The sequence below is a fragment of the Patescibacteria group bacterium genome, from assembly GCA_041665345.1.
Classification (GTDB): domain Bacteria; phylum Patescibacteriota; class Patescibacteriia; order PEXW01; family PEXW01; genus JBAYJA01.
In genome coordinates, this window is the sequence record JBAYJA010000003.1 from 95,079 (window position 1) to 115,636 (window position 20,558).

The window sequence follows — 20,558 nt, forward strand, 5'->3', positions numbered from 1 at the left end:
CAGAATGATTATGCTAGTGTACTAGTATGTCACTCACCAAGGCTTTAGTCTGGAATTCAGGCGTGCAAGTAGCTGGGAAAGCTGCGAGTACGGCTTTGGGTTTTGTGGTTATTGCCCTGGTGGCGCGGGCGCTGGGACCCACCGGCGCCGGGCACTACTACACCGCCCTGGCCTTCCTGCAAATTATTGGCGTGCTGGCAGACCTGGGGCTGTACATCGTGCTCATCAAGAAACTGGCTGAAGATCCAACCAATGCCGATGCTTGGGCCAGCACTGCATTTACGCTTCGGCTCATTACTGCTGCGGCCATTCTCATCATCGCACCGGCGGTGGGTGCGCTGACCAGCTACCCGGGTGACGTGAAAGTTGGCATTGCCATTGGCGCCTTCTCCACCTTCGCCATTGTGGTGAACCAAGTCCTGGTGGGGATTTTCCAACGTGGATTGCAAATGGGTCGGGTGGTCATTGCAGAAATTGTTGGACGGGTGGTTCTCCTGGGCGCCACACTCGTGGTGGCAGCAACCCACCCAACCGTGCCGTGGGTGCTGGGTGCGGTGGCTATTGGCGCGCTGGCGAATCTCGGTTTCAGCTTCTGGTTTAGCCGCGGACTTGTTCGCATCCGCCTGGTGTGGGACCGCGTGCGGACAATAACTATCATACGTGAAGGCTGGCCCATTGCACTGTCCGTTGGCTTCAACCTCATTTACTTTAAAACGGACATGCTGGTTCTAGCTGCGACGCACCCGGCCAGTGATGCAGGTCTGTACGGCCAGGCCAATAAAGTGCTGGAAGTGCTGGCGACCTTCCCGGCCATGCTCGCTGGTCTGCTCACTCCCATCCTCGCCAATGCTTTTGCCAGCCACGACCGTGAACGTTTTCGGTCCATTCTCCAACGCGCTGTCGATGGTTTGGCGCTCCTGGCATTGCCGCTGGCCGTGGGCACGCCGTTTGTCGCCGTCCAAGTGATGCGGCTGTCTGGCGGTGAAGAGTTCACTGCCGCATCGGGTGCCCTCACTGCACTGATGGTTGCCACGGCTGTCATTTTCTTTGGGAACTTGTTTGCGAATACCGTGGTGGCAGTTGGGCAGCAGCGCCGCATGCTCTGGGGGTACATGGCCGTGGCCATGGGCGCGCTCGTTGCGTACCTGCTGGCCATTCCGGCAGCGGGCATGATGGCGGGCGCGTACATCCGGGTGGCAAGTGAAGTGGCAATCACCGTGGTGGCAGTCATTCTGGTCTTCCGCACGGTTCGGATTCGTTTGGATCTTCGGGCGTGCTTTCGCATTGCGTTAGCCTGCGCAGCCATGGCATTGGTGCTGTGGGTGACGCCAACCTGGCTCCTCCTCCCCCGCCTGAGCATTGCGGTTGCGGTCTACGGCATTGCGCTCCTCCTGCTGCGCGCCATCCCTTCAGAACTCTTAGGCTCGTACCTCAAACGTTTTGCGTATGCGCGTTAGCATTGATTGCCAAGCACTGGCTGGGAAGCAAACGGGCTTTGGGACGTACCTGAGTCAGTTGCTGCCAGCCTTGCGACACGTTGCAGGTCCAGACGATGTCTTTCAGGAAATACGTTCCATTGTGAAAGACTTGCGTACGCCCAGCCGGATGTTCTGGGATCAGGTACGACTTCCTCTGGTGGCCATGCGCCAGCGACCAGACGTGCTCTTTGTTCCGGCATTTACCGCCCCCCTGCTGTGGCGAGGAAAATTAGTGGTCACGTGCCACGATGTGATTGGCATGATTTTTCCACAGTACTTTTCCAAGAGCGCGCAGCTGTACTGGAAGACCCTGCTCCCGGCAAGCTTACGACATGCGGACCATGTGCTTACGGTGTCCACGGCGAGCAAGCGGGATATTGTCCGCTTGGTTGGGATTCCTGAGTCACGCATTACGGTCACTCCCCTGGCGGCAAAAAAAGTATTCCAGCCGCAATCCAACCCCGCATTGCTGACGCAGGTGCGGAGGACGTACAACCTGCCCCGCCCATTCTGCCTGGCTGTGGGTACCATAGAACCCCGCAAGAATCTCCCGTTTCTCATTGAAACCTTTGCCACGGCCAAGCGGGAGAGCCATGATTTGGTCATCGTGGGCAAGCGAGGGTGGGACGCACCGCAAGTGGACCAGCGTATCCGGCAATTGCACTTAGGTGACCGGGTGCACATTCTGGAGTACGTCGCGGAAGCTGAGGTGGTGCAGCTCATGGCCGGGGCCACGGCACTGCTCTTCCCCTCGCGCTACGAAGGCTTTGGGTTGCCTGTTTTGGAGGCCATGGCTAGTGGGACGCCAGTGGTTGCAAGTACGTCCTCTTCCATTCCTGAAGTTGCGGGTGATGCAGTGCTGTACGCTGATCCATCGGACATGGACGCTTGGCGGAGTCACATTGGTAACGTCATTAACGACAGTTTCCTGCGAGCGAAACTTCGGGCCAACGGCTTGCAGCGTGCCAAGCAGTTTACCTGGGAGAACACGGCGCAGCGTACCCTCGCCGTTTTCCATACCGTATGCAAAGTGTAGGCATCACCTGGTCACGTGGGCGCGTATGGCTGCTTGCCAGCGTTGCGCTGGTGCTCAGCTTGCCCATTGCCTGGGCAGCCAGCCGCGAACCACTCTTGGTTCTGGGGGGCATTGTGGGAATGCTAGCTTTGGGCGTGTGCATTGCTCGGCCGTGGTGGGGCATGCTTGGGGTGATTTTCCTTTTGCCGTTTGAACGCATTGGCTCCATTGATCTGGTTGGTATCACCATTCGGCCCAGTCAAGTGTTGGCTGTGTGCGTTTTGGTGGCCTGGCTGGTTCGGGTCATGGTGCGCGGGCGGCTGCGCTGGGAAGCGCAGCCCTTGCTGTGGCCCATGCTTGTCTTCTTGGCGGTGCAGGCAATTGCGCTGACGCACGTAGCGAATTCCACGCGGGGCATTGCCGTCTTTGCCTTTACCGCCTTCACCTTTGCGGTGTGCTTGGTGGTGCCACAGCTCGTGCGCTCCGAAGCGCACGCCCGCGCCGTCATTCTTACCCTGTCCATCAGCACGTTCTTGGTAGCGGGCTTTGGGTTGTTCCAATTCCTGGGTGATTTTGCGGGTTTACCAACATCGGTGACTGGTCTGCGCGACCTCTACACGAAAGCCGTGTTGGGTTTCCCCCGCGTGCAATCCACAGCATTGGAGCCGTTGTACTTTGCAAACTTCCTCCTGCTCCCGCTCTCCTTCCTCACGGCGCTCCTCTTTGGGCGGGAAGCACGCCGGGGTTTGTTGGGCATTCCCCTGCTCCTCATCGCTGGGCTGGCCTTCGTACTCACCGTGGCGCGGGGTGGGTACATTGCATTCGCCGCTTCCCTCATAGTCATCCTCGCCTTGTCCTGGCGCCAGCTGCTTCACCCTGGACGCATCCTGGCATTTGGCGCAGGCGCAGTGGTCATTGGCGTTTTTGCTTTGCAACTGTTGAACCTGGGGACCGATGCGTTTTCCGCACAGAAGTTTTCTGACCATGTTCGCAACCTTTTCACCGGTGCGTCATACGAAGAACGCATTGATACGTTTACCTTGGCACAGCAAGCGTTCCGCGAGCAGCCGCTGGTGGGTATTGGCCCCGGGCAGTTTGGCCCGTACGCATCCATCAATCCGTTCTACCAACCCAAAGACGGCTGGAAAATTGTGAACAATCTCAGCTTAGAATTGCTGGCCGAAACTGGGCTGCTTGGAACATTTGCAATTGCTAGTGCGTTCCTTATTCTGCTGATCAGAAGTGTACGCGCTTTGCGTGCTAAGCCACAGCCCTACGTCCGAGCATTGATTGTGGGTGGGACAGCGGTGGTTGTTGGCATCATGGTGCAGTACCAAACGTTTTCCATTCTCTACATCATGCACGTGTGGGTAGCGATTGGTTTGCTTATAGCGTTCCAAAATCTCGCATTGCGTAAACCAGCTGTCCCCAATGTCTGATTGGTTCCTTCTGGGATTCATTGTGCTGAGCCTGACTGCAGGCGCGGTTGCTTGGTGGCGACCACAAGCTGGTGCACTCCTGCTAGTGCTCGCCTTGCCAGCGTACCAAGTTCGGGGAAGCATCTTCCACCTACCAACAACCTTGCTTGAGGGTATGCTTTTGCTTGCAGTTGCTGGTGCAGTGCTGCACTGGTGGTCTGGCCGGTCGCCCTGGCCGCGGATACCTAGCACCTGGTTGGTTTTTGCCGGTTTGTGGCTGGGCGTTGGGGTGGTGGGAGTGCTGGCCGCCCCAGATCACTGGCAGGCATTGGGGTTGTGGCGGGCGTACTTTCTGGAACCACTACTGACCATCCCCCTCTGGTGGTCGGTTGCTTCTTCGGAGGTTTGGCGCATTCGGCTGCTCAATTTGGTTGCAGTGCAACTTGTGGTGATCGGTAGCATTGCTGTGCTGCAGCGATTGGGCTGGGTGTGGAGCCCAAGCCCCTGGATCGAGGAAAGTCCAGCACGCGTCACCAGCTGGTTTGCGTACCCCAATGCTGCGGCACTCTACGTCGCGCCACTCACTGCCTACCTTTTTGGCGCGGCAATCCGCTTACGAGAGCGCATTTCGGTGGTTCATTCCAGCCTGTGGATAACTGCCGCACTTTTTGGCTTTTTCACCTGTTTCTTGGTCTACTCGCGCGGCGCACTCTTCGCCCTTGGGGTTGGGATTGTCCTGACCAGCTTTTGGGCAGCACATCGGAAGCGTTGGTGGACGGTCATCGCGCTGGTCATCGTCGTTGGCTTGCTGCTCCCCGCAACGCGCCAGGTAGTAACCAAAGTTTTGACCAAGCAAGACACTTCCACCGACGTGCGGTCTGTCCTCTGGCAAGGGACGTGGCGTGTGGTGCGTGCCGAACCAATTTCCGGCGCTGGCTTGGGCGGGTTTCCCGTTGCGTACCAGAAGTACAAGCTCCCACAGCACATTGAATTTTTGCAGTACCCGCACAATGCACTCCTGAATGTATGGACTGAACTTGGGATACTGGGCGTCGTGGCGAGCTGCATAGGCGTTTTCGGGCTTGGTGTAGCCCTTTTTCGGGGCTTGCGCAGGCGGGATCCGTGGGCAGTACCTGCACTCATTGCGTGGAGCGTGCTGCTCATCCATGGAATGATTGATGTACCGTACTTCAAAAATGATTTGGCAGTTCTGGCAGTGCTCCTGGCTGCACTGACGGTGTGTGCGCCAACCGGAGAAAACAAAAACGTCGTTCGCCACTGATCGGCTACGACGTCCTTGCTGTCTCAGCAGTGCGCACAGGGTGCGACTGCTGAGGAAGAGAAACGCGTTTAGCGCTTCTTTTTCTTTTTTGCAACTTTCTTTTTCTTTGTTGCTTTCTTGGTCTTCTTTACCTTTTTCTTTGCCATGGTGGTCGCACCTCCTTCCAATAAAAGCGTTAGTGACTATGAAAGTCAACGCTCACTCGAACGTGCAGACAGTGTAGCACAAAAAAACGTACTGCACAATGAAGTGCATGAAGTGTCAAGCAAAATGTATTACCAGGGATGAGGTGCTCGTTCTCTTTCGGTGAAAAAAGTGTAAAAACCAACTGCAGCAAGTACCTCCACTACCCCGACGAAAAAAAATTCTTCATATGGAATTCCGGGAGTGCCGAAAAAAGTGAGCTTTTGGATTGCGTAGTTTCCGTGAAACAGCCACTGTCCCAGGAAGGTCTCGGTGTATTCAAGGAGGAACGTCAGGAAGAGAAAATAGACGATAAGGTAGCCTACTTTTGCGTATGCGCGCCAGAAGCGCATCATGAGTATAGCCGTTGGAATGCCAGCGAACGTGAGGCCGAGCGTAAGATAGGCAAACGAACCGTGCCACACAAACAGTTCCGGGTACACCGTGCTGCTCATACAAAAGACAGCCAAGCCAATTGCTGCTATTGCGCAGAAGTAGAGAAGTTTTCGAGGCGCTAGTTTGTCTTGCGCCTTGTTTGAAAAAAATGTGTAGCAGGTAATTATGGTGTAGACTCCACAGGCCATCCAAACAAAATCTTCCAAAGGAATCACACCGTAGATTCGCCAGGGTAGGAATGTATGCGGAACATACCACAGATTGCTTACGGTTCCAATATAGTCAACGACAAATGCAAACGGGAATGGGATCAGTAACGCAAAAGTTGCGTGTTGCGCAGCTTGACGCCAATTTGCCTTGCGCAAGGTGAGGTACAATCCAGGAACAAGGTACATGAGTATGACATTTGTGAAAAATGAAAGTTCGTAGTGAATCGCGAAAAAACATCCGAGGACGGGGAGTAGTAGCAGCATGAGTATCGTCACAGGTTGCATGTGCGTAGCTCTTACTCTAGATTTTCGTCATTTTCCTCTCGACCAGGAGGGTTTTGTTCGTCTCATTCATACAGTCATTTCTTCATGTAGTATACCCGTTGATCGTTGAAAGAAAAAGCAGAGGAACGAATAATGTTCGTTCCCCTCTCGTCGTTCTTGAAGATGTTAGCGACCGCTGCGGCCAGCGCGCTTGCGATCATTCGGATCCAGCAAGCGTTTGCGCACGCGGACACTCTTGGGTGTAACTTCGACCAGTTCATCACCGCCAATGTACTCCAGCGCAGCCTCTAAGGTGAGGAGACGGGCGGGTGCCAGCTGAATTGCTTCATCGGCGCCCGAGGCGCGCATGTTGGACAGGCGCTTGGACTTGCAAATGTTCACTTCAATATCCTCATCCCGGCTGTTTTGACCCACGACCATACCCTGGTACACCGGGGTGGCCGGGTTAATGAAGAGCACGCCACGACCCTGGGCAGCTTCCAAACCGTAGGCATTTGCTTCCCCGGCTTCGGTGGCAATCAGGGAGCCATGCGGGAACGGGTTCATATCTCCGGCGGCTGGGCGGTAGCCTTCCACCAGGTGGTGCATGATGACTGTGCCGCGGGTGGCCGTGAGCAGTACGTTCTTCAGGCCAATCAGTCCACGGGTGGGAATTTGGTACTCCAGGTGCGCCTCGCCATTGGGTGTTACTTCCAAGTGCGTGAGCTCGGCACGGCGCTTTCCCACTTCGGCAATCACGTCGCCCTGGTTTGCTTCGGGCACATCAATGGTTAGCTCTTCCCAGGGTTCGTGGATGACGCCGTTCACCTCTTTGGTAATGACGCGTGGCTGTGCAATTTGCAATTCAAAGCCTTCGCGCCGCATGGTTTCAATGAGCACGCTTAGGTGGAGCTCGCCGCGACCCGAAACCAGGAATTGGTCTGAACCACTGGTCACTTCTACGCGAAGTGCAACGTTCGTTTCCAGCTCTTTGGCCAGCCGCGCTTGCAGGTGGCGGGAGGTCACAAACTTTCCTTCCTTGCCGGCAAAGGGACTGTTGTTCACCCCAAAGGTCATTTGAATGGTGGGTTCATCAATCGCCACCGGTGGCAAGGGGCTGGGGTTAACGGCGCTGGTGACGGTTTCACCAATCCGGATGTCATCAAAACCTGCCACGGCAACAATATCACCAACAGTTGCAGAGGGAACGCTCACCCGGTCAAGCCCGTGGTAGACCAGGAGATCCGTAGCTTTCGCTTTGGTTAAGGTTTTATCTAGACGAGCAAGAGCAACTTCTTCAGCGCGGGTAATGGTGCCGGCCGTCACTTTGCCAATGCCCATGCGGCCTTTGTAATTATCGTACGCAATGGACAGGGTGAGGATTTGCAGGGGGGCGTTGGGGTCGCCTTTTGGCTCGGAGACGGTTTTGAGAATAGTTTCAAAAAGCGGTTGCATGTCCACGCCGGGGACGGCCATGTCCAAGGTAGCCTGCCCGTGGACGGCAGCGGTGTAGACAATGGGAAATTCCAGCTGCTCGTGCGTGGCGCCCAGCTCAACGAATAAATCAAATGTCCGGTTCACGACATGCTCCACTTGCGCGTCCTTTCGGTCAATTTTGTTGATGACCACAATGGCGCGGTGGCCCAGTTCCAGAGCTTTCCGGAGGACGAACTTGGTTTGGGGCATGGGGCCTTCTTTCGCGTCAATCAGCAGCAGCACACCGTCCACCATGCGCAGGGTTCGTTCCACTTCCCCGCCAAAGTCGGCGTGGCCAGGCGTGTCCACAATGTTTATCGTTGTATCGTGGTACACCACGCTAGCGTTCTTGGCCTTGATGGTAATGCCGCGTTCCCGCTCCAAATCCATGGAGTCCATGATCAAGCTCCCGCCTTCTGTAGCTTTGTTCACAGAGTGGGTTTGCTTCAGCAGAGCATCAACCAGGGTGGTTTTCCCGTGGTCAACGTGAGCGATAATGGCAACATTGCGGAGGGGCATACGTTACGAATTACGAATACGGTTACGAATTACGAAAAGATGCTACGAAAATACGAATTACGAATGGGGAATGTGAGACAGTATCGCCCCGTCATACGACGAGGGCAGGCAGCCGTATTGGTTTACGGTTTCGTCACTAGGGGTACGAATCGTTTAACGATTTCCTTCCGCCGTAATCCGATACGGGTGGCGACCCCCTTCACCGAATTTCCCGACTTCGAAAATATGTAGGACTATCAAAAGCCGCACCTGTGCGGCACAAGCAGTGTAGCCGAGTGAAGGCTTTTGGTCAACCATGTATACTGGGAGTGCCTACGGGTCTCACGCTTATCCCACAAACTCCTATGATGCTCCTCCTCCGCTGGGTTATCAATGCACTCCTCGTCCTGCTCATTGCCTACGTTGTGCCAGGAATCCACGTGGCATCGTTCTGGAATGCCCTGTGGGTGGCGGTGGCTTTTGGTATTATCAATGCGGTAGTTCGGCCTATTTTGCTGGTTCTGACCCTGCCGATTTCCCTAATTACCTTGGGTTTATTCACCCTGGTGCTCAATGCGGCGCTCTTCTGGTTCGTCAGTACCGTGGTGAAAGGCTTTACGGTGGATAGTTTTATGGCCGCTTTTGTGGGTTCTTTGATCCTGTGGGTAGCCAGCTTTGTGACTAATCGGCTGCTCCACACCGCCAAAGCAGTGGTCTAGCACGGGTAGGTTATCCACATTCAGCCCACACCCCAGAGAAGTAACTTGGAGAAGTCTTTTCTTGGCTAATCTAAGCTAAAATATAACGTTTTTATCCTGGTCTCGCCCTTTGCTTTCTGGGGTTTTGCCTTGACTTATCCCAGGGGTGTGTTACAGTACCCCGTTCTAGAGGAACCTCCCGAAATTGGGAGTTTTTCGTATTGATATTACCCTATGCATTTTACCCGCAAGCAGTGGCGCCGTGCTCGATTGGTGCTCCAGATTCTGGTGGCACTCCTCACCTGGCAATTCGCCTTCCCCCAGCATGCTTTTGCCCAAGTGGTGGAAAGTACGCCGGAAGTGACTGAACAAACAACCACCATTCTTCCGCCCGATGTGGCGCCTGCCCCGGCCGTGCCCCCAGCAGTGCTGGAGGTGCCAAAACCGCCGGTTCCCAAGGACAAGCCACCCCGGCCAGTGGCCAAGGCACGAACAGTGGTGATGACCGCCTACTCGTCTACAGTAGACCAGACCGACGGTGACCCGTTTACCACGGCCTCTGGGCAAAAGGTGCGGGATGGGATTATTGCCATGAATGGCGTCCCCTTTGGCACTAAGGTCCGGATCCCTGAGAAGTTTGGGAATAAGGTCTTCGTGGTGCAGGATCGGATGAACAGCCGCTATGGTTCTGCCCGCGCAGACATCTGGATGAAAACCCGCCATGACGCCAAGCAGTGGGGCGTGAAGCGGGTGAAGGTGGAAATTTTAAAGTAAGACACTGGACTGGCGCATCTCGCGCCAGTCTTTTGTTAGTGGTAGGATTTCTGTAGGCCAGGATGGCGGAATTGGTATACGCTGGAGACTTAAAATCTCCCGCCCGTAAGGGATTGAGGGTTCGACTCCCTCTCCTGGCACCAGGTGTTCATCACACTTTCCGCCAAAGGCGGATCCGCCTCTGGCGGAAAAATGTCGTCCCGAAAGGGTTGTCGGTTCGAATCCGACCGGCGGTACCAGCTCGTTTCGTGCTCCGCCCTGCGTGTAGCCGTTGCTACGGCTCCACTCCGGACTTTGCACGAAGCCTCGCTTTACCCCATTGATCGGTGCTCGCCCCAGAGCGGGCTGCGCTTCCGCTCAACGGGGACCCCGAAAAAACCCTGCTCCCCATTCGACTTTGCTCAGGGTGCGCGCCACATCTGTGGGGACCCCACAAGATAGAGCAATATGTATGAAACCTATTCAGAATACAATGTTGCTGGAGATACATGCTTCTGATTTTATGAAGCAGTATAAAATTTCCCAGTAGGAGTCTTGGGATTTCAGGTAAAACTATGTTCTACAACTTCTGTCCAAAGTGCGGACATACATACTCGCATACGGAGAACCCGCACGCACTGGAGTGTAGTCATTGCCATTTTACTTTTTTTCAACACTCAAAACCCACTGCGAGTGTGCTCATTGTTGATGGTCGGAAACTCCTGTTAGGCAAACGCCGAGTAGAGCCATCAAAGGGACAATGGGATGTTATCGGTGGGTTCTTGGAGTATGGCGAATCCCCGTCTGCAGGAGCAGCACGAGAAGCAAAGGAGGAAACTGGCCTCGATGTTGAGACGCATGATTTCTTAGGCTTTTTTATGGATACGTACGGTTCAGAAAAAGAAGCCACATTGAACATGTGCTTTGTGGGCACTGTTGTGGGCGGTGAACTTACGCCAGGTGATGATATTGCAGAACTTCGGTGGTTTGCCATTTCGGATATCCCAAAAGCAATCGCCTTTCAAAATGGCCGCGACATGATTGATGCTTGGCTAGCGCAACTTTCTCCGTAGTGGCTTTCCTACTCTTCCCAAACGCTAGGTGTTGCGGCAATGTTTGGTGAGCCCGTGTAGCTGATAATTTGATTGGTATCCTTCGCCGTTATGGGCGCTGGATTTTTGCTCGATGCCTTCTCTTTGAGCCACTGTCCCAGGAGGTGCTTTTGCGATACCTGGTCTACCGCGTAGATTTTTCCTTCACCATTGCCATTTGCAATGAGTGCCACGGCTTGCATGGCCGCAATGTACATGAGGCTGCGGGTCAGGACAATATCCTCGCTTGGGGTTGCGTCTTTTTCGCGATCAAAATTAAAGGGGTAGCCGCCGTTGAGTACGGTTAGGGTGAAGCCCGCATGAACGTGCACTTTACGGGCGGCGAAAGGCTCGTTCGTTGGTAGCCCAAGCTTGAGTATTGAAGCAAATTCAACATCCGCTGAAGAAGCGCTGACCAGAATTTTGTTACCAGCCACTCGCTCAAGCGCAATCCCCTTTAGCGCATCTGTACCAGTGGTGCTAATCACAACTTCGTTGTCATTGAGCAATGCATCAATTGAGGCAGCGGTATTTTTCAATCCGACAGCAGCGCTAGCATCGTATGACTGCGTGGAGAGGTTTTGCTTTTGCAAACAGGCGGCAATGGCTTGGCCAATGCTACCCATACCCAAGATGCCAATTTTTGTGGTGGGCGTCAGGATTTTTTCCTGGAGCAGTTTGTCCACAATGGATTGCCCAATGAACTGTGATTCCAGAAGTTTCTTTATCCCGCTGGAGGCAACGCTCACGATGGGTGGGATGCGAAGGCCGTGGCTGGTAATCCGGGTTATGCCGCGTTGTGTTTGCTCCACTCCCGCAACCCGTACATTCGCCAGCTTGTCCCAGGGGAGGGAGAGCCAAATATCACCACCGTCATCCACGATTAGCAGGTTTTTTGCCTTGCTCCGGCCCAGCTCTTCCAAGATTTTTGCCCAGAGGATTTCTACACTCTTCTGCACTGCGAATTCGTACGGCATGCCAGGTTCCATTCGCACTTGGACAACCTCGCATCCCGCTTGCACCAGGTTGGTGTAGGTTGCGCGCACGGTGGAATAGGGTTTTTCCAAAACGAACATTCGGCCAAAACCCACCAGGTGTGCTAGATGGCGGAACAATGGCTCATTATTCGGCAGCAAATGCGTGTGGGCGATGATGAGGTAGTCCCCCAACCGGGATTTCGTGGTGTGGCTCGCGACCCAGTCCAGGAGTGGGAGGGTCGTCAGCGGCTGCGGGACGCGATCGTTCCTGGCTAGCTCGGTAAGGTATACACGGAAGTCCCCCTGTGATTGGAGCGTTGCAGCACTGAAGAACAGAATTTCCGTGTGCTCATTTGCAACTAGCGTCCAGTCGCCAATATTCCGCGTGCGCTGCGTCAGCAGCCAATCGCTCGTTTCGAAAAGTCCAAGGAAGTCACCCGTGGAAAGTCGCTTGGTTGCCTTGCCGCCTTTTCGCACAACTACCTCACCTTTGAGGATGAGTCCCAAAGGGACAAAAGCGTACGTAAAAGCTGGGGTTTCTGGAAAATCGTTCGTCATTTTTCCTTGATCCACAATTGGCTGCAGTTTTGCATACTGGCCAATGAGAAACCCTTGCTCAGGCGAGTCAATCGCAGCAACTTGAGAAAAAAAAGTTTGCAACGCTTGGACATTTGCTCGCGCGGTAGAACCTAAGGTGTTGTAGGTCTCCGTAAGCTGCTGCAATAGCAATCCAGCCTGGCCAGCATCCAGTGTTGTGTACGGTTTGGTACGAAGTGCTGTTTCCATAGGCTGAGTATAGGTACCCACTGGGAACAAGACAAACACCCCGTGGCCGGTTAGCCAACGAGTGTTTTGATGTCGTTAGTTCGTTACCGTCACCGTGCCCATCATCATGGTCGGGTGGATGTCACAGTGGTAGGGGAAGCTGCCGACGGCGTTGAACGTGAAGGAGAAGGTTTGCCCAGGTGCAATGCGGCTGCTGGCAAATTCATTTTTATCCCCGGCAATGATATGGGTCACACTGTCATTGTTGGTCCAGGTTACTTTCGTGCCTTTTTTCACGGAGATGGTTTGCGGGCTGAAGGCGAAGTTCTGCATGTTCACGCTTTCGGTTGCAGTGGTGACGGTAGTGTTCGTTGCAGCTGTATTGGCATTTGCGTTGTCCAGGTTTGACAGGTTCGTGTTTGCGACAGCAGTATTCACGTTTGCCGAATTCGTCACTGCAGTATTGGTACTGGCCTGCTTACTGCAGGCAGCGGTAACCAGCACAACAGCAAGAGCCAAGGGAAGAATAGTCATCAAACTGCGCTTGGACATAGGGCAAAGAGATTATTGGACGAGGCGATTGCACATCGCTTTGCTCCACTATACCCCTGTTCGGAGTTGTGGAACAGAGCTGAACATACTCTTGGGTATTTGCGAAAAATTCGGCGGTGGCAAAGGCCAGGCAGAAAGCCAGCAGGGTAAAGGCTCTTTTTATGCCTCAAACCCTAGACGTGTGCACTGCCGTGCTACCTCCTTATGAGCGAAGTGAGTTTTGCGGTACTTTTTAGTGTGGGTTTCTTCACCATGCGTGCCTCGACCGTGGCAGTAAATTTTTGGTACTTGGTTTTTTTTGGTGAGGTGAGGCGGACAACGAAGGTCTGCGTTTGACCCGAGACAATGACTGCTGTGGCAGATTTTTTCTTATTCACGGTTGCGGCCCAACCTTTGGGCAGGTTCGTGACGCGGAGTTCTGCTGTACGCCCTCCGCAGAGCACAGAGTTATGCTTCACGGTGACGTTGAAGCTGAGTTCTTGGCCGGGTTTCCCAATGCTTTTTATGGCTTTGGCGGTTACGGAGGGTGCTTTCCACTCGCAAAGCGATTCCCCGGTGAACCGCACCCGAATAGCCATGGCGGATGCATTCCGCGCCAGCACGCCAAAACTGACACCAGCCACGGGGTCGCTATAACTTGAACCAAGCGGCAGCGCTGGGTCGTAGATATCCATACCTCCACGCTGTGAACCCGGGGTCATGTCCAGTATCGTTGAACTGAACCGGGTGCCGGTAGAGTTTCCCATGTGGACGAGAACACCATTTGGTACGCCCAATTGCTGCATGGTTGGAATGTAGCCAGTCACATTATCAAATCCGATGGACTGCCGGTATTCCAGGTAGTACCAACTAGTCACGTCGCCGTTGGCATCGCGAGCCTGGGGAATTTTCAGCACCTTTGGGCCAACGCCTGCGAGTTGGTATGGATATATAGTGAAGTCTTTTGATTGCGTTACCGTAATGACATCCGCTGGTGGTAGCCAGCCATAGTTCTCCCGTTGCTGCGCCGTCAAGAGCAACGACCGCGAGCCAGTTGCCCCCATGATATTGTAGTGGTCGGCATATTCAACCTCCCTGCAGTTCGTGCCATTGATGACGGCCGGTGGGTCACATTGCCAAGAATTCGCGTGCGCCAATCCCATTAAGTGTGCCAGCTCATGGTGTGGATTGCTGCCCATATTGCCGTTGATGTCCACAATGCCGTACCGTACATTCCCCGCTTCGGGCACTGGTGTATGCGACGCCAGACCTTCTGCGCCACACAGCTTCTGCCTGGAGAGCACCATGATCGTGTTGTACTGCGTATAGTCAATATCGGCGTCGGCTGCCGCAATTGCATCGCCGAAGTATGAGGTCCAATCACAGTCCCCGTCAGTCTCCGTCGCCGGCGTATCAATGACGTACCATGACCCGTTATTGTCGAACACATCGCCAGTGACGGAAACTTCGCCATTGGAAACTTCCGTAAAATACGAGGCCATGGAGTACGTATTGGAAAAGAGTTCGCCAGTCACAAAATTCTTTGTCCATGGATTTTTGGTACCGTAGATTTTTGGTTTTGTGGGATTATCGGTAAAGGTTACCAGGATGACGGCAACTTTATAATTCGGGAAGGCTTCCAAGTAATTGTAACTAGTTGGAGCCGCCACGTAGCCTGCTTTCACCTGCAAGGGGAAAAGGAGTATTGCGATACACGTGACGAATACGCCGGTAGCGATGATTTTTTGGAGGGAGCGTGTGTATTGGTTCATGAAACTAGTATACACCAGGGTGAGTTATGCAAAAGCTAACCCCGTAACTCCCCCTGTTCTATTTTTTGGGCTCCCCACAGATGTGGCGCGCAACCCCGTCTTCGGGGTGAGCACGCGTCTGTGGGGTAAAGCGAGGCTTCGAGCGGAATCCGAAGTAGCCTCGCAGCAACGGGGCTACGAAGGGTGGAGCTCGAAACGAGCTGGAGCGGGTGATGGGATTCCCCCTTCGGGGCCTGGGTTGCCCGGCGCCTCCGGCGCATCGGTCAACCCTGCTCATCCCAACGCGAGGCAAGCAGTTGCCTCGCTTCACCTCCAGGCCTTCCAAGGTGACAATTGTAGGTAGCAAAAAATACCTTGGAATTTTTAACTAAGGTCTGGAGCGGGTGATGGGATTCGCACCCACGGCCTCTTCCTTGGCAAGGAAGCGTTCTACTGCTGAACTACACCCGCATAGTATTTATTGAATTTTTTTCGGGGGTCCCCGCAGATGTGGCGCGCAGTCCCGCTGCGGGACGAGCACGCGTCTGTGGGGTAAAGCGAGCTGGCCTGCCAGCCGAAGCTTAGAGAAAACACTTTATGTCCTCCTACGCTCGGAAGCTTCGGAGGACAGCCTTCGCTCTCGCCAGAGCTCGTTGCGAAGGCTGGAGGCCACGGGCGGGATCGAACCGCCGAATAAGGGTTTTGCAGACCCTCGCCTTACCACTTGGCTACGTGGCCGCGCGCCCTTACCTCGCCCTGCTACAGGGCACAACCCATGCTACCAGACTCCCCTTGCAACGGCAACCCTTACCGATGGTCTGCGCCAACAGCCTGGCTCACATTGGAGAATCCATCCCGTTGCAAAAGTGCCAGGAGACGCTTGTTGACGTGCTGAATGGTGGCTGGACCCCCAAAGATGAAACCGGTAATGAGCTGTACCAGATTTGCGCCAGCGCGGATTTTTTCGTAGGCATGGTCACCGGTAAAAATGCCGCCTGTACCAATCAAAGTCAGTTTCCCCTGCGCGAGAGCGTATGCCCGTCGTATCGTTTCTGTGGAGAGGTTGCGAACAGGTTTGCCCGATAACCCACCTGGCCAGTCTGGATTATGGTCTGCTGGAAAATCTAGGAGCGTTCGGGCTTTGGCTTTGTCCTTGAGAAGATTGCCAATGACCAACCCTTGCATCTCGTACTTGCGTGCCAGATCTACAATTGCTTGAAGGTCGTTCTCATTCGTATCTGGGCTGATCTTCAGGTAGGTTGGTTTACGAATATTGCCATTTTGTCGAGCTTTGTGCAGTGCCTGGAGCAATGGTTCAAGGGCTTGGGGATTGCTGAATGGGGTGCCATCAGGAGTATTTGGGCAACTTAAGTTTATTGTGGTGTAGGCTCCTATTGCCCTCAGCCGAACGTAGGAAAGGACGTAATCCGCAATTGCTGCTTGGCCTATGCAGTCCGGTTGATTTGACTTTGCAATGGAAACGCCAAAGGGCATTTCCACGCGTGTGCGTTCCAGTCGCTGAGCAACGCGTTCCACCCCCTGGCTCCGTAAACCATAGTTCACCACCAGGGATTCGTTGCGCACCATGCGCCTGGCCCAGGGTTTGGGGTTGCCGGTGTAGGGCCGACCGGTAATGGAGCCAACTTCTGAAAAGCCAAAACCAAAGGTTTGCGCAAAATGGAGGTTGTGACCGTCCTTATCAAAACCCGCGGATAGGCCAATGGGGTTTTGGTATAGCACGCCATCCACGGTTGTCTGTAGGGCCGGATGCTGCACCTGGAGAATGTGACGAAGCGCATGCCCAAGGATTGGCGTGCGTGCGGCAAATTCACTGCCGGTTGCTACGATTGGGTGAATGGTGTCTGGTGAGAAACGGTAGAGGATGGGTCGGAGGACGTGACGGTAGAGCATGCAAAAAGTGTACCACACAGTGGTTTACGTTGACTGGCTGTCAGCTCCTCGTGAGGCAGCACAAGCGCAACTTGTGCTGCGGGCAAGAGCAGCTTACTTCTGCATAGGCTGCATCGGCTGTGCCGCTGCGTCTTTCTTGGCAAAGGCCATAATGAGCATGTACAGTGCGCTGAGGCCAACCAAAATGTAGACAATTTTCGCTATGGTCGCATCGCTTCCAATTTCATTGGTACCCTTAAAAATTGCACCCACGAGATCAAATTTTGCAACGCCAACCAAGCCCCAATTTAGGCCACCAATGATGAGGAGAACCATAGCGATCCAGTCGAGGACGGACATTTTTTTCATACGATCCACCTCCTTTCACTCCTTACGTTACCTTGCTGATAGTATACCGCATTTGCAAGGGGGCGATTATTCGTGCCACCCCTTCTCTTCCATGGTGTGCTTCAGGTCGCGTATCCGCTGCTCATCTTCATTGATGATTCGGTTAATGCTGTCAGCAAGTTTTTGAAAAGGCCCACCCGCTTTTACTGCAAGACGACGGTTTTCCCCAGTTTCTATGGACACTTCATGTACATTCTTTAGCTCGTCTTGCAACTCTGCAAACGGGTGGCTGATGGTTTTTCGGAAAATAAGGAAGAAAGCGAAGAGGAAGACTTGCGTGAGGAGGATATAGAAAACCGCAAATCCAACAGCGCGTGCTTGCAGTCCAGCAGCAGCAATATCGGTTGTGGAGCCATCAAGGAAAAGCCGCAGCACGCCCAGCGTTCCTTGGCCCGAGTTGACGTGGAGGGGCATGGTTACAATCATGGCACTACCCAGACTTTTTTCAGACTCTGGGAGGGAATTGCTGGTAGGCACATAGCGAACTGTACCAATACTCTTCAAACCTTGGGCTATATCCTCATCAATTGTCGTACGTGTATTGACCCGATCAGCAACATCGGAACCAATGATCAAGCCGTCCGGGAGAATCACGTACACACGTTTTGTTGTCGCGGTCGTAAATTGTTCAACGAAGTTGGTAATTTCCTTTTGCCCTTCCTCGCTCTTTGGAATGAATGCCTTGGCAGTCAGGTGCATTTCTGATTGGCGGGCAATGAATTCTTGGAATACTTTGGTTTGGTTCTCAATGACAATGCTCTCCGTCCGGCCGTTCATTTGCCCAACGAACGTAGCGCCCACGACTAAGGTGGCAACGCTGCAAATGATGAAGAGTGCTTCCATCCCTGCGCCCGGGTACTGTGAGCGGGCGCGAGCGGCGCCAAAAGCCAGGCAGAGAATAGCCGCCACGCCAGTTGCACCTCGGGCAATGACCCCTCCCACCCCCAGCGGCTGGAAAGCGGAGACAATTTGCAAGCAGAAAACCAGTGCGACAAACCCCAGGACATATGGCAGGGCGGCCGTGAGACGAGCCAAGTGCGGGTGTGCCCGAAGCTTCTTCAGCCACAGCCAGGCACTGGTGATGCAGACGAGGTTCAGGCCAAGGAGTCCAACACTCACCCACTGGACGGAGGGTTGGCTGGCAATGTTTCGCTCCACCAGCCAGATGGTGACAATGCTGGTTTGTGCGATTACCGTATTGAACACCAGGATTCGGAGCGGGCGTACAATTCTGCTCTCCGTGTACCGCCGTTGCATGAAGTACAGGAAGAAGAACGCGATGGTATTTGCAGCCAAGGCGATGCCGACGAAACCGTCTATGAGAATAGTTGGTGTGGTCATACCTTACGAGGTCGTTTGTGGACGGCCCTGGGCGTCAATGTGTAAAACTTCAATAAGTTGGGGATTGAGGACGTGTTCCGAGGGTTTTCCGGCGAGCACGTCCCGGGTTTTTTGCACCAGTTGTTCGGGTGTTAAATCAGCTTTCACGACAATGTCTTTGGCGCCATACCAAAGCGCCTTTTGAATGGTCGCAGGATCGCTGAGGTTGGAGACGATGAGAACGGGAATGGCGCTCGTCCGTCGGTCGGACATGAGCGCGCGGGTCGCATCGAAACCATCAACTTTTGGCATGATGAGGTCCATGAGAATGATGTCTGGCTTCACCTTCTCTGCGACTGCCACAGCATCGGTGGCGTCAGACTTCACGGTAACCACAAATTTCGCTCGAGAGAATTTTTGTTGGTACATTGGCTGGAGCAGCTGATCGTCTTCAAAAATCAGGACGTGTGGCATACTAGCGACGTTGCAGGATGGTACGCGCCTGGTTGATAATGTCTGCGACTGAGCTTTTATGCTTGACGATGAAGCACTCAACGCCAAGTTCTGCACATTTCTCTCGTTCAATATTGCTATCTAAGTGGGAGACAATCATCACCGGGATGGAGAAGGTTGTCTTTCCTGCCCGTAGTTTCTCGAGGAGTTCTCGGCCACCAAGTTTTGGCATGATGAGGTCAAGGATCATGAGGTTTGGTTTCTGGCGCTGTGCCAATTGCAGCCCCTCTTCGCCGTTTGAGGCGACTTCCACGTTGTACCCAAGTGCTGTCAGTTCCTTCTTGAAGAGATTAGAAACCGGAGCGTCGTCGTCGACGACAATGATTCGTTGTGGTCGAGGTTGCTTGGTAGTTGGGGTAGAAAGCGCCATACGCGTTTCAGTTACTCGTAGCGAAGTGCATCGAGCGCGTTGATTTTTGCAGCGCGACGCGCAGGATAGAGTCCGGTGATCAAACCCACGAGAATGATGATGCCGGCGATAATGAGCAGGAAGATGAAGGGAATGGTGAACAGGTCTACGGCTTGCCCACCCAAGCGCGCAGCCAGTCGGTTGATGATGTAGTTCACTAGTTCGCCAAAGGCAGTACCAACGATGAGTCCGGAAATGCCACCCAAGACACCAATGAGCAAGGCTTCGGAAAGGAAGAGGATGTAAATGTGTCGGCTGGTGGTGCCCAAGGACTTCATAATGCCCACCTCGCGCGTGCGTTCCAGCAAGGACACCGTCAGGGTGTTGAAGGCGCCCAATGAGGCAATGAGCATGGCGATGAGGCCGAAGATGAACATGACAATCTGGAAGATGAAGAAAATGCGGTCAATTTGCCCAACCGTATCTGCCACGGAGTCTACTTGGTACCCCTGCGCTTCAATAGCCGTTCTGGCCGCAGCAAGATTTTCTCGGGTATCCAGTTTGACCCGGGCTAAGTTGAAATTGGTTATGCCTGCATCGGTAAAAATTTTCAGCGGCATGTAGGCTAAACTATTATCACTCGGCACAATACCAACAATTTTTACCTCCACATCTTTCGTCTTAATAGAACTCGTGCTGGTGTTCGTGTTGCCATTAGTATTTGCCGTGGAAGCATTTGTGTTGACCAGGGATCGTTCTTGTTCCACCGGACCGGTGTCGGGAAGGACAATACGCATCGTCACCTTTTGCCCCAGGAGGTCTTGCGGCACTTTTGCACCTAAGAGTTCTGCGGCGGTTGCGCTCACAATCGCACTCTGCTCATCGTCTGATGTGTAGGTTGTGCCAAAGTTGGTGACGACACCTTCGATGGTTAGGTACTGTGCCTGCACGCCGTAGAGCGCAATGTCCGTCACTGATTCGCCGCGCACCACTTGTCCTGATTGAGAGATTGAGGAGCTGACGCTAATGACGTTTGGCAATGCACGGAATTTTTTCAGTGATTCCTCATTAATTTTTAAGATGGTTGAAGCACCGACGCTGACATCAAGTACGGTAATGGCCGCGACGTTCGTGACACGGCTCACAATGAGCGCTTGCAAGCCAAAGCCTAAGCTTACTAAAAAGACGATGGCGCCAATGCCAATGGCCATGCCGCCGATGGTCAGGAATGACCGGAGCTTCCGCATGCGGAGGCTGGAGGCAGCTAAGTAAATGATGTAGCCGAATTTCATA

At 53.9% G+C, this 20,558-nt stretch carries 18 protein-coding genes and 3 tRNA genes; 8 read left to right on the plus strand and 13 right to left on the minus strand.

What is annotated here, in order from left to right; translation table 11 throughout:
• Window positions 1-26 precede the first annotated feature (26 nt).
• From WCV85_05215 to WCV85_05230, 4 genes are read left to right on the plus strand one after another with little or no spacing between them, the layout of a single operon-like run.
• Window positions 27-1,457 carry a flippase gene (locus WCV85_05215; protein ID MFA6474253.1) on the plus strand — a complete coding sequence of 477 codons (1,431 nt, stop codon included), beginning with the start codon at window positions 27-29 and terminating at the stop codon, window positions 1,455-1,457.
• Window positions 1,447-2,514 (plus strand): glycosyltransferase family 1 protein, encoded by a 1,068-nt coding sequence (locus WCV85_05220; GenBank protein MFA6474254.1) that lies wholly within the window; start codon window positions 1,447-1,449, stop codon window positions 2,512-2,514. The genes WCV85_05215 and WCV85_05220 overlap by 11 nt, the downstream gene beginning before the upstream one ends.
• Window positions 2,502-3,932, plus strand: a complete 1,431-nt coding sequence (locus tag WCV85_05225; protein ID MFA6474255.1) for an O-antigen ligase family protein — start codon at window positions 2,502-2,504, stop codon at window positions 3,930-3,932. The genes WCV85_05220 and WCV85_05225 overlap by 13 nt, the downstream gene beginning before the upstream one ends.
• The gene (locus WCV85_05230) at window positions 3,925-5,193 is read left to right on the plus strand and encodes an O-antigen ligase family protein (GenBank protein ID MFA6474256.1); all 1,269 of its coding nucleotides are present in this window, start codon (window positions 3,925-3,927) and stop codon (window positions 5,191-5,193) included. Before WCV85_05225 ends, WCV85_05230 begins: the two co-directional genes overlap by 8 nt.
• Before the next feature lie 275 nt (window positions 5,194-5,468).
• Here WCV85_05230 and WCV85_05235 read toward each other — a convergent pair whose 3' ends face one another.
• Both WCV85_05235 and typA read right to left on the minus strand, forming a co-directional pair.
• Window positions 5,469-6,266 (minus strand): lycopene cyclase domain-containing protein, encoded by a 798-nt coding sequence (locus WCV85_05235; protein ID MFA6474257.1) that lies wholly within the window; start codon window positions 6,264-6,266, stop codon window positions 5,469-5,471.
• Between the two features lie 165 nt (window positions 6,267-6,431).
• A complete protein-coding gene (typA, locus tag WCV85_05240) occupies window positions 6,432-8,240 on the minus strand; it encodes a translational GTPase TypA (GenBank protein ID MFA6474258.1) in 1,809 nt (602 codons plus the stop codon).
• 344 nt (window positions 8,241-8,584) lie between these two features.
• Between typA and WCV85_05245 the strand changes: the two genes are divergently transcribed.
• The 4 genes from WCV85_05245 (at window position 8,585) to WCV85_05260 (ending at window position 10,743) form a co-directional block, all read left to right on the plus strand.
• Window positions 8,585-8,938 (plus strand): phage holin family protein, encoded by a 354-nt coding sequence (locus tag WCV85_05245; GenBank protein ID MFA6474259.1) that lies wholly within the window; start codon window positions 8,585-8,587, stop codon window positions 8,936-8,938.
• A gap of 213 nt (window positions 8,939-9,151) precedes the next feature.
• On the plus strand, window positions 9,152-9,691 hold the full coding sequence (locus tag WCV85_05250) for a hypothetical protein (GenBank protein ID MFA6474260.1): 540 nt from the start codon (window positions 9,152-9,154) through the stop codon (window positions 9,689-9,691).
• 56 nt (window positions 9,692-9,747) lie between these two features.
• A tRNA-Leu gene (locus tag WCV85_05255) sits at window positions 9,748-9,834 on the plus strand.
• A gap of 411 nt (window positions 9,835-10,245) precedes the next feature.
• Window positions 10,246-10,743, plus strand: coding sequence for an NUDIX hydrolase (locus WCV85_05260; protein MFA6474261.1), 498 nt, complete (start codon window positions 10,246-10,248; stop codon window positions 10,741-10,743).
• 8 nt (window positions 10,744-10,751) lie between these two features.
• On the opposite strand, the gene WCV85_05265 is transcribed toward WCV85_05260, so the two are convergent.
• The 11 genes from WCV85_05265 to WCV85_05315 all read right to left on the minus strand — a co-directional run bounded on the left by WCV85_05265 (window position 10,752) and on the right by WCV85_05315 (window position 20,557).
• Entirely contained in the window at window positions 10,752-12,524 is a 1,773-nt protein-coding gene (locus WCV85_05265) for a hypothetical protein (protein MFA6474262.1), read from the minus strand.
• 75 nt (window positions 12,525-12,599) lie between these two features.
• A complete protein-coding gene (locus WCV85_05270) occupies window positions 12,600-13,055 on the minus strand; it encodes a plastocyanin/azurin family copper-binding protein (protein ID MFA6474263.1) in 456 nt (151 codons plus the stop codon).
• 194 nt (window positions 13,056-13,249) lie between these two features.
• Window positions 13,250-14,806 (minus strand): hypothetical protein, encoded by a 1,557-nt coding sequence (locus tag WCV85_05275; protein MFA6474264.1) that lies wholly within the window; start codon window positions 14,804-14,806, stop codon window positions 13,250-13,252.
• Between the two features lie 375 nt (window positions 14,807-15,181).
• A tRNA-Gly gene (locus tag WCV85_05280) sits at window positions 15,182-15,256 on the minus strand.
• A 192-nt stretch (window positions 15,257-15,448) separates the two neighbouring features.
• A tRNA-Cys gene (locus WCV85_05285) sits at window positions 15,449-15,523 on the minus strand.
• A gap of 69 nt (window positions 15,524-15,592) precedes the next feature.
• A complete protein-coding gene (locus WCV85_05290; protein MFA6474265.1) occupies window positions 15,593-16,696 on the minus strand; it encodes a quinone-dependent dihydroorotate dehydrogenase in 1,104 nt (367 codons plus the stop codon).
• Window positions 16,697-16,789: 93 nt separating this feature from the next.
• Window positions 16,790-17,044 (minus strand): DUF378 domain-containing protein, encoded by a 255-nt coding sequence (locus WCV85_05295; GenBank protein MFA6474266.1) that lies wholly within the window; start codon window positions 17,042-17,044, stop codon window positions 16,790-16,792.
• Window positions 17,045-17,110: 66 nt separating this feature from the next.
• Window positions 17,111-18,424, minus strand: a complete 1,314-nt coding sequence (locus WCV85_05300) for a hypothetical protein (protein MFA6474267.1) — start codon at window positions 18,422-18,424, stop codon at window positions 17,111-17,113.
• Between the two features lie 3 nt (window positions 18,425-18,427).
• Complete coding sequence (locus WCV85_05305) at window positions 18,428-18,877, minus strand: response regulator (protein ID MFA6474268.1); 450 nt, start codon at window positions 18,875-18,877, stop codon at window positions 18,428-18,430.
• 1 nt (window position 18,878) lies between these two features.
• Window positions 18,879-19,286: a response regulator gene (locus WCV85_05310; protein MFA6474269.1), complete on the minus strand. Its 408-nt coding sequence runs from the start codon at window positions 19,284-19,286 to the stop codon at window positions 18,879-18,881.
• A gap of 11 nt (window positions 19,287-19,297) precedes the next feature.
• On the minus strand, window positions 19,298-20,557 hold the full coding sequence (locus WCV85_05315) for an FtsX-like permease family protein (protein ID MFA6474270.1): 1,260 nt from the start codon (window positions 20,555-20,557) through the stop codon (window positions 19,298-19,300).
• Between the last annotated feature and the right edge of the window lies 1 nt (window position 20,558).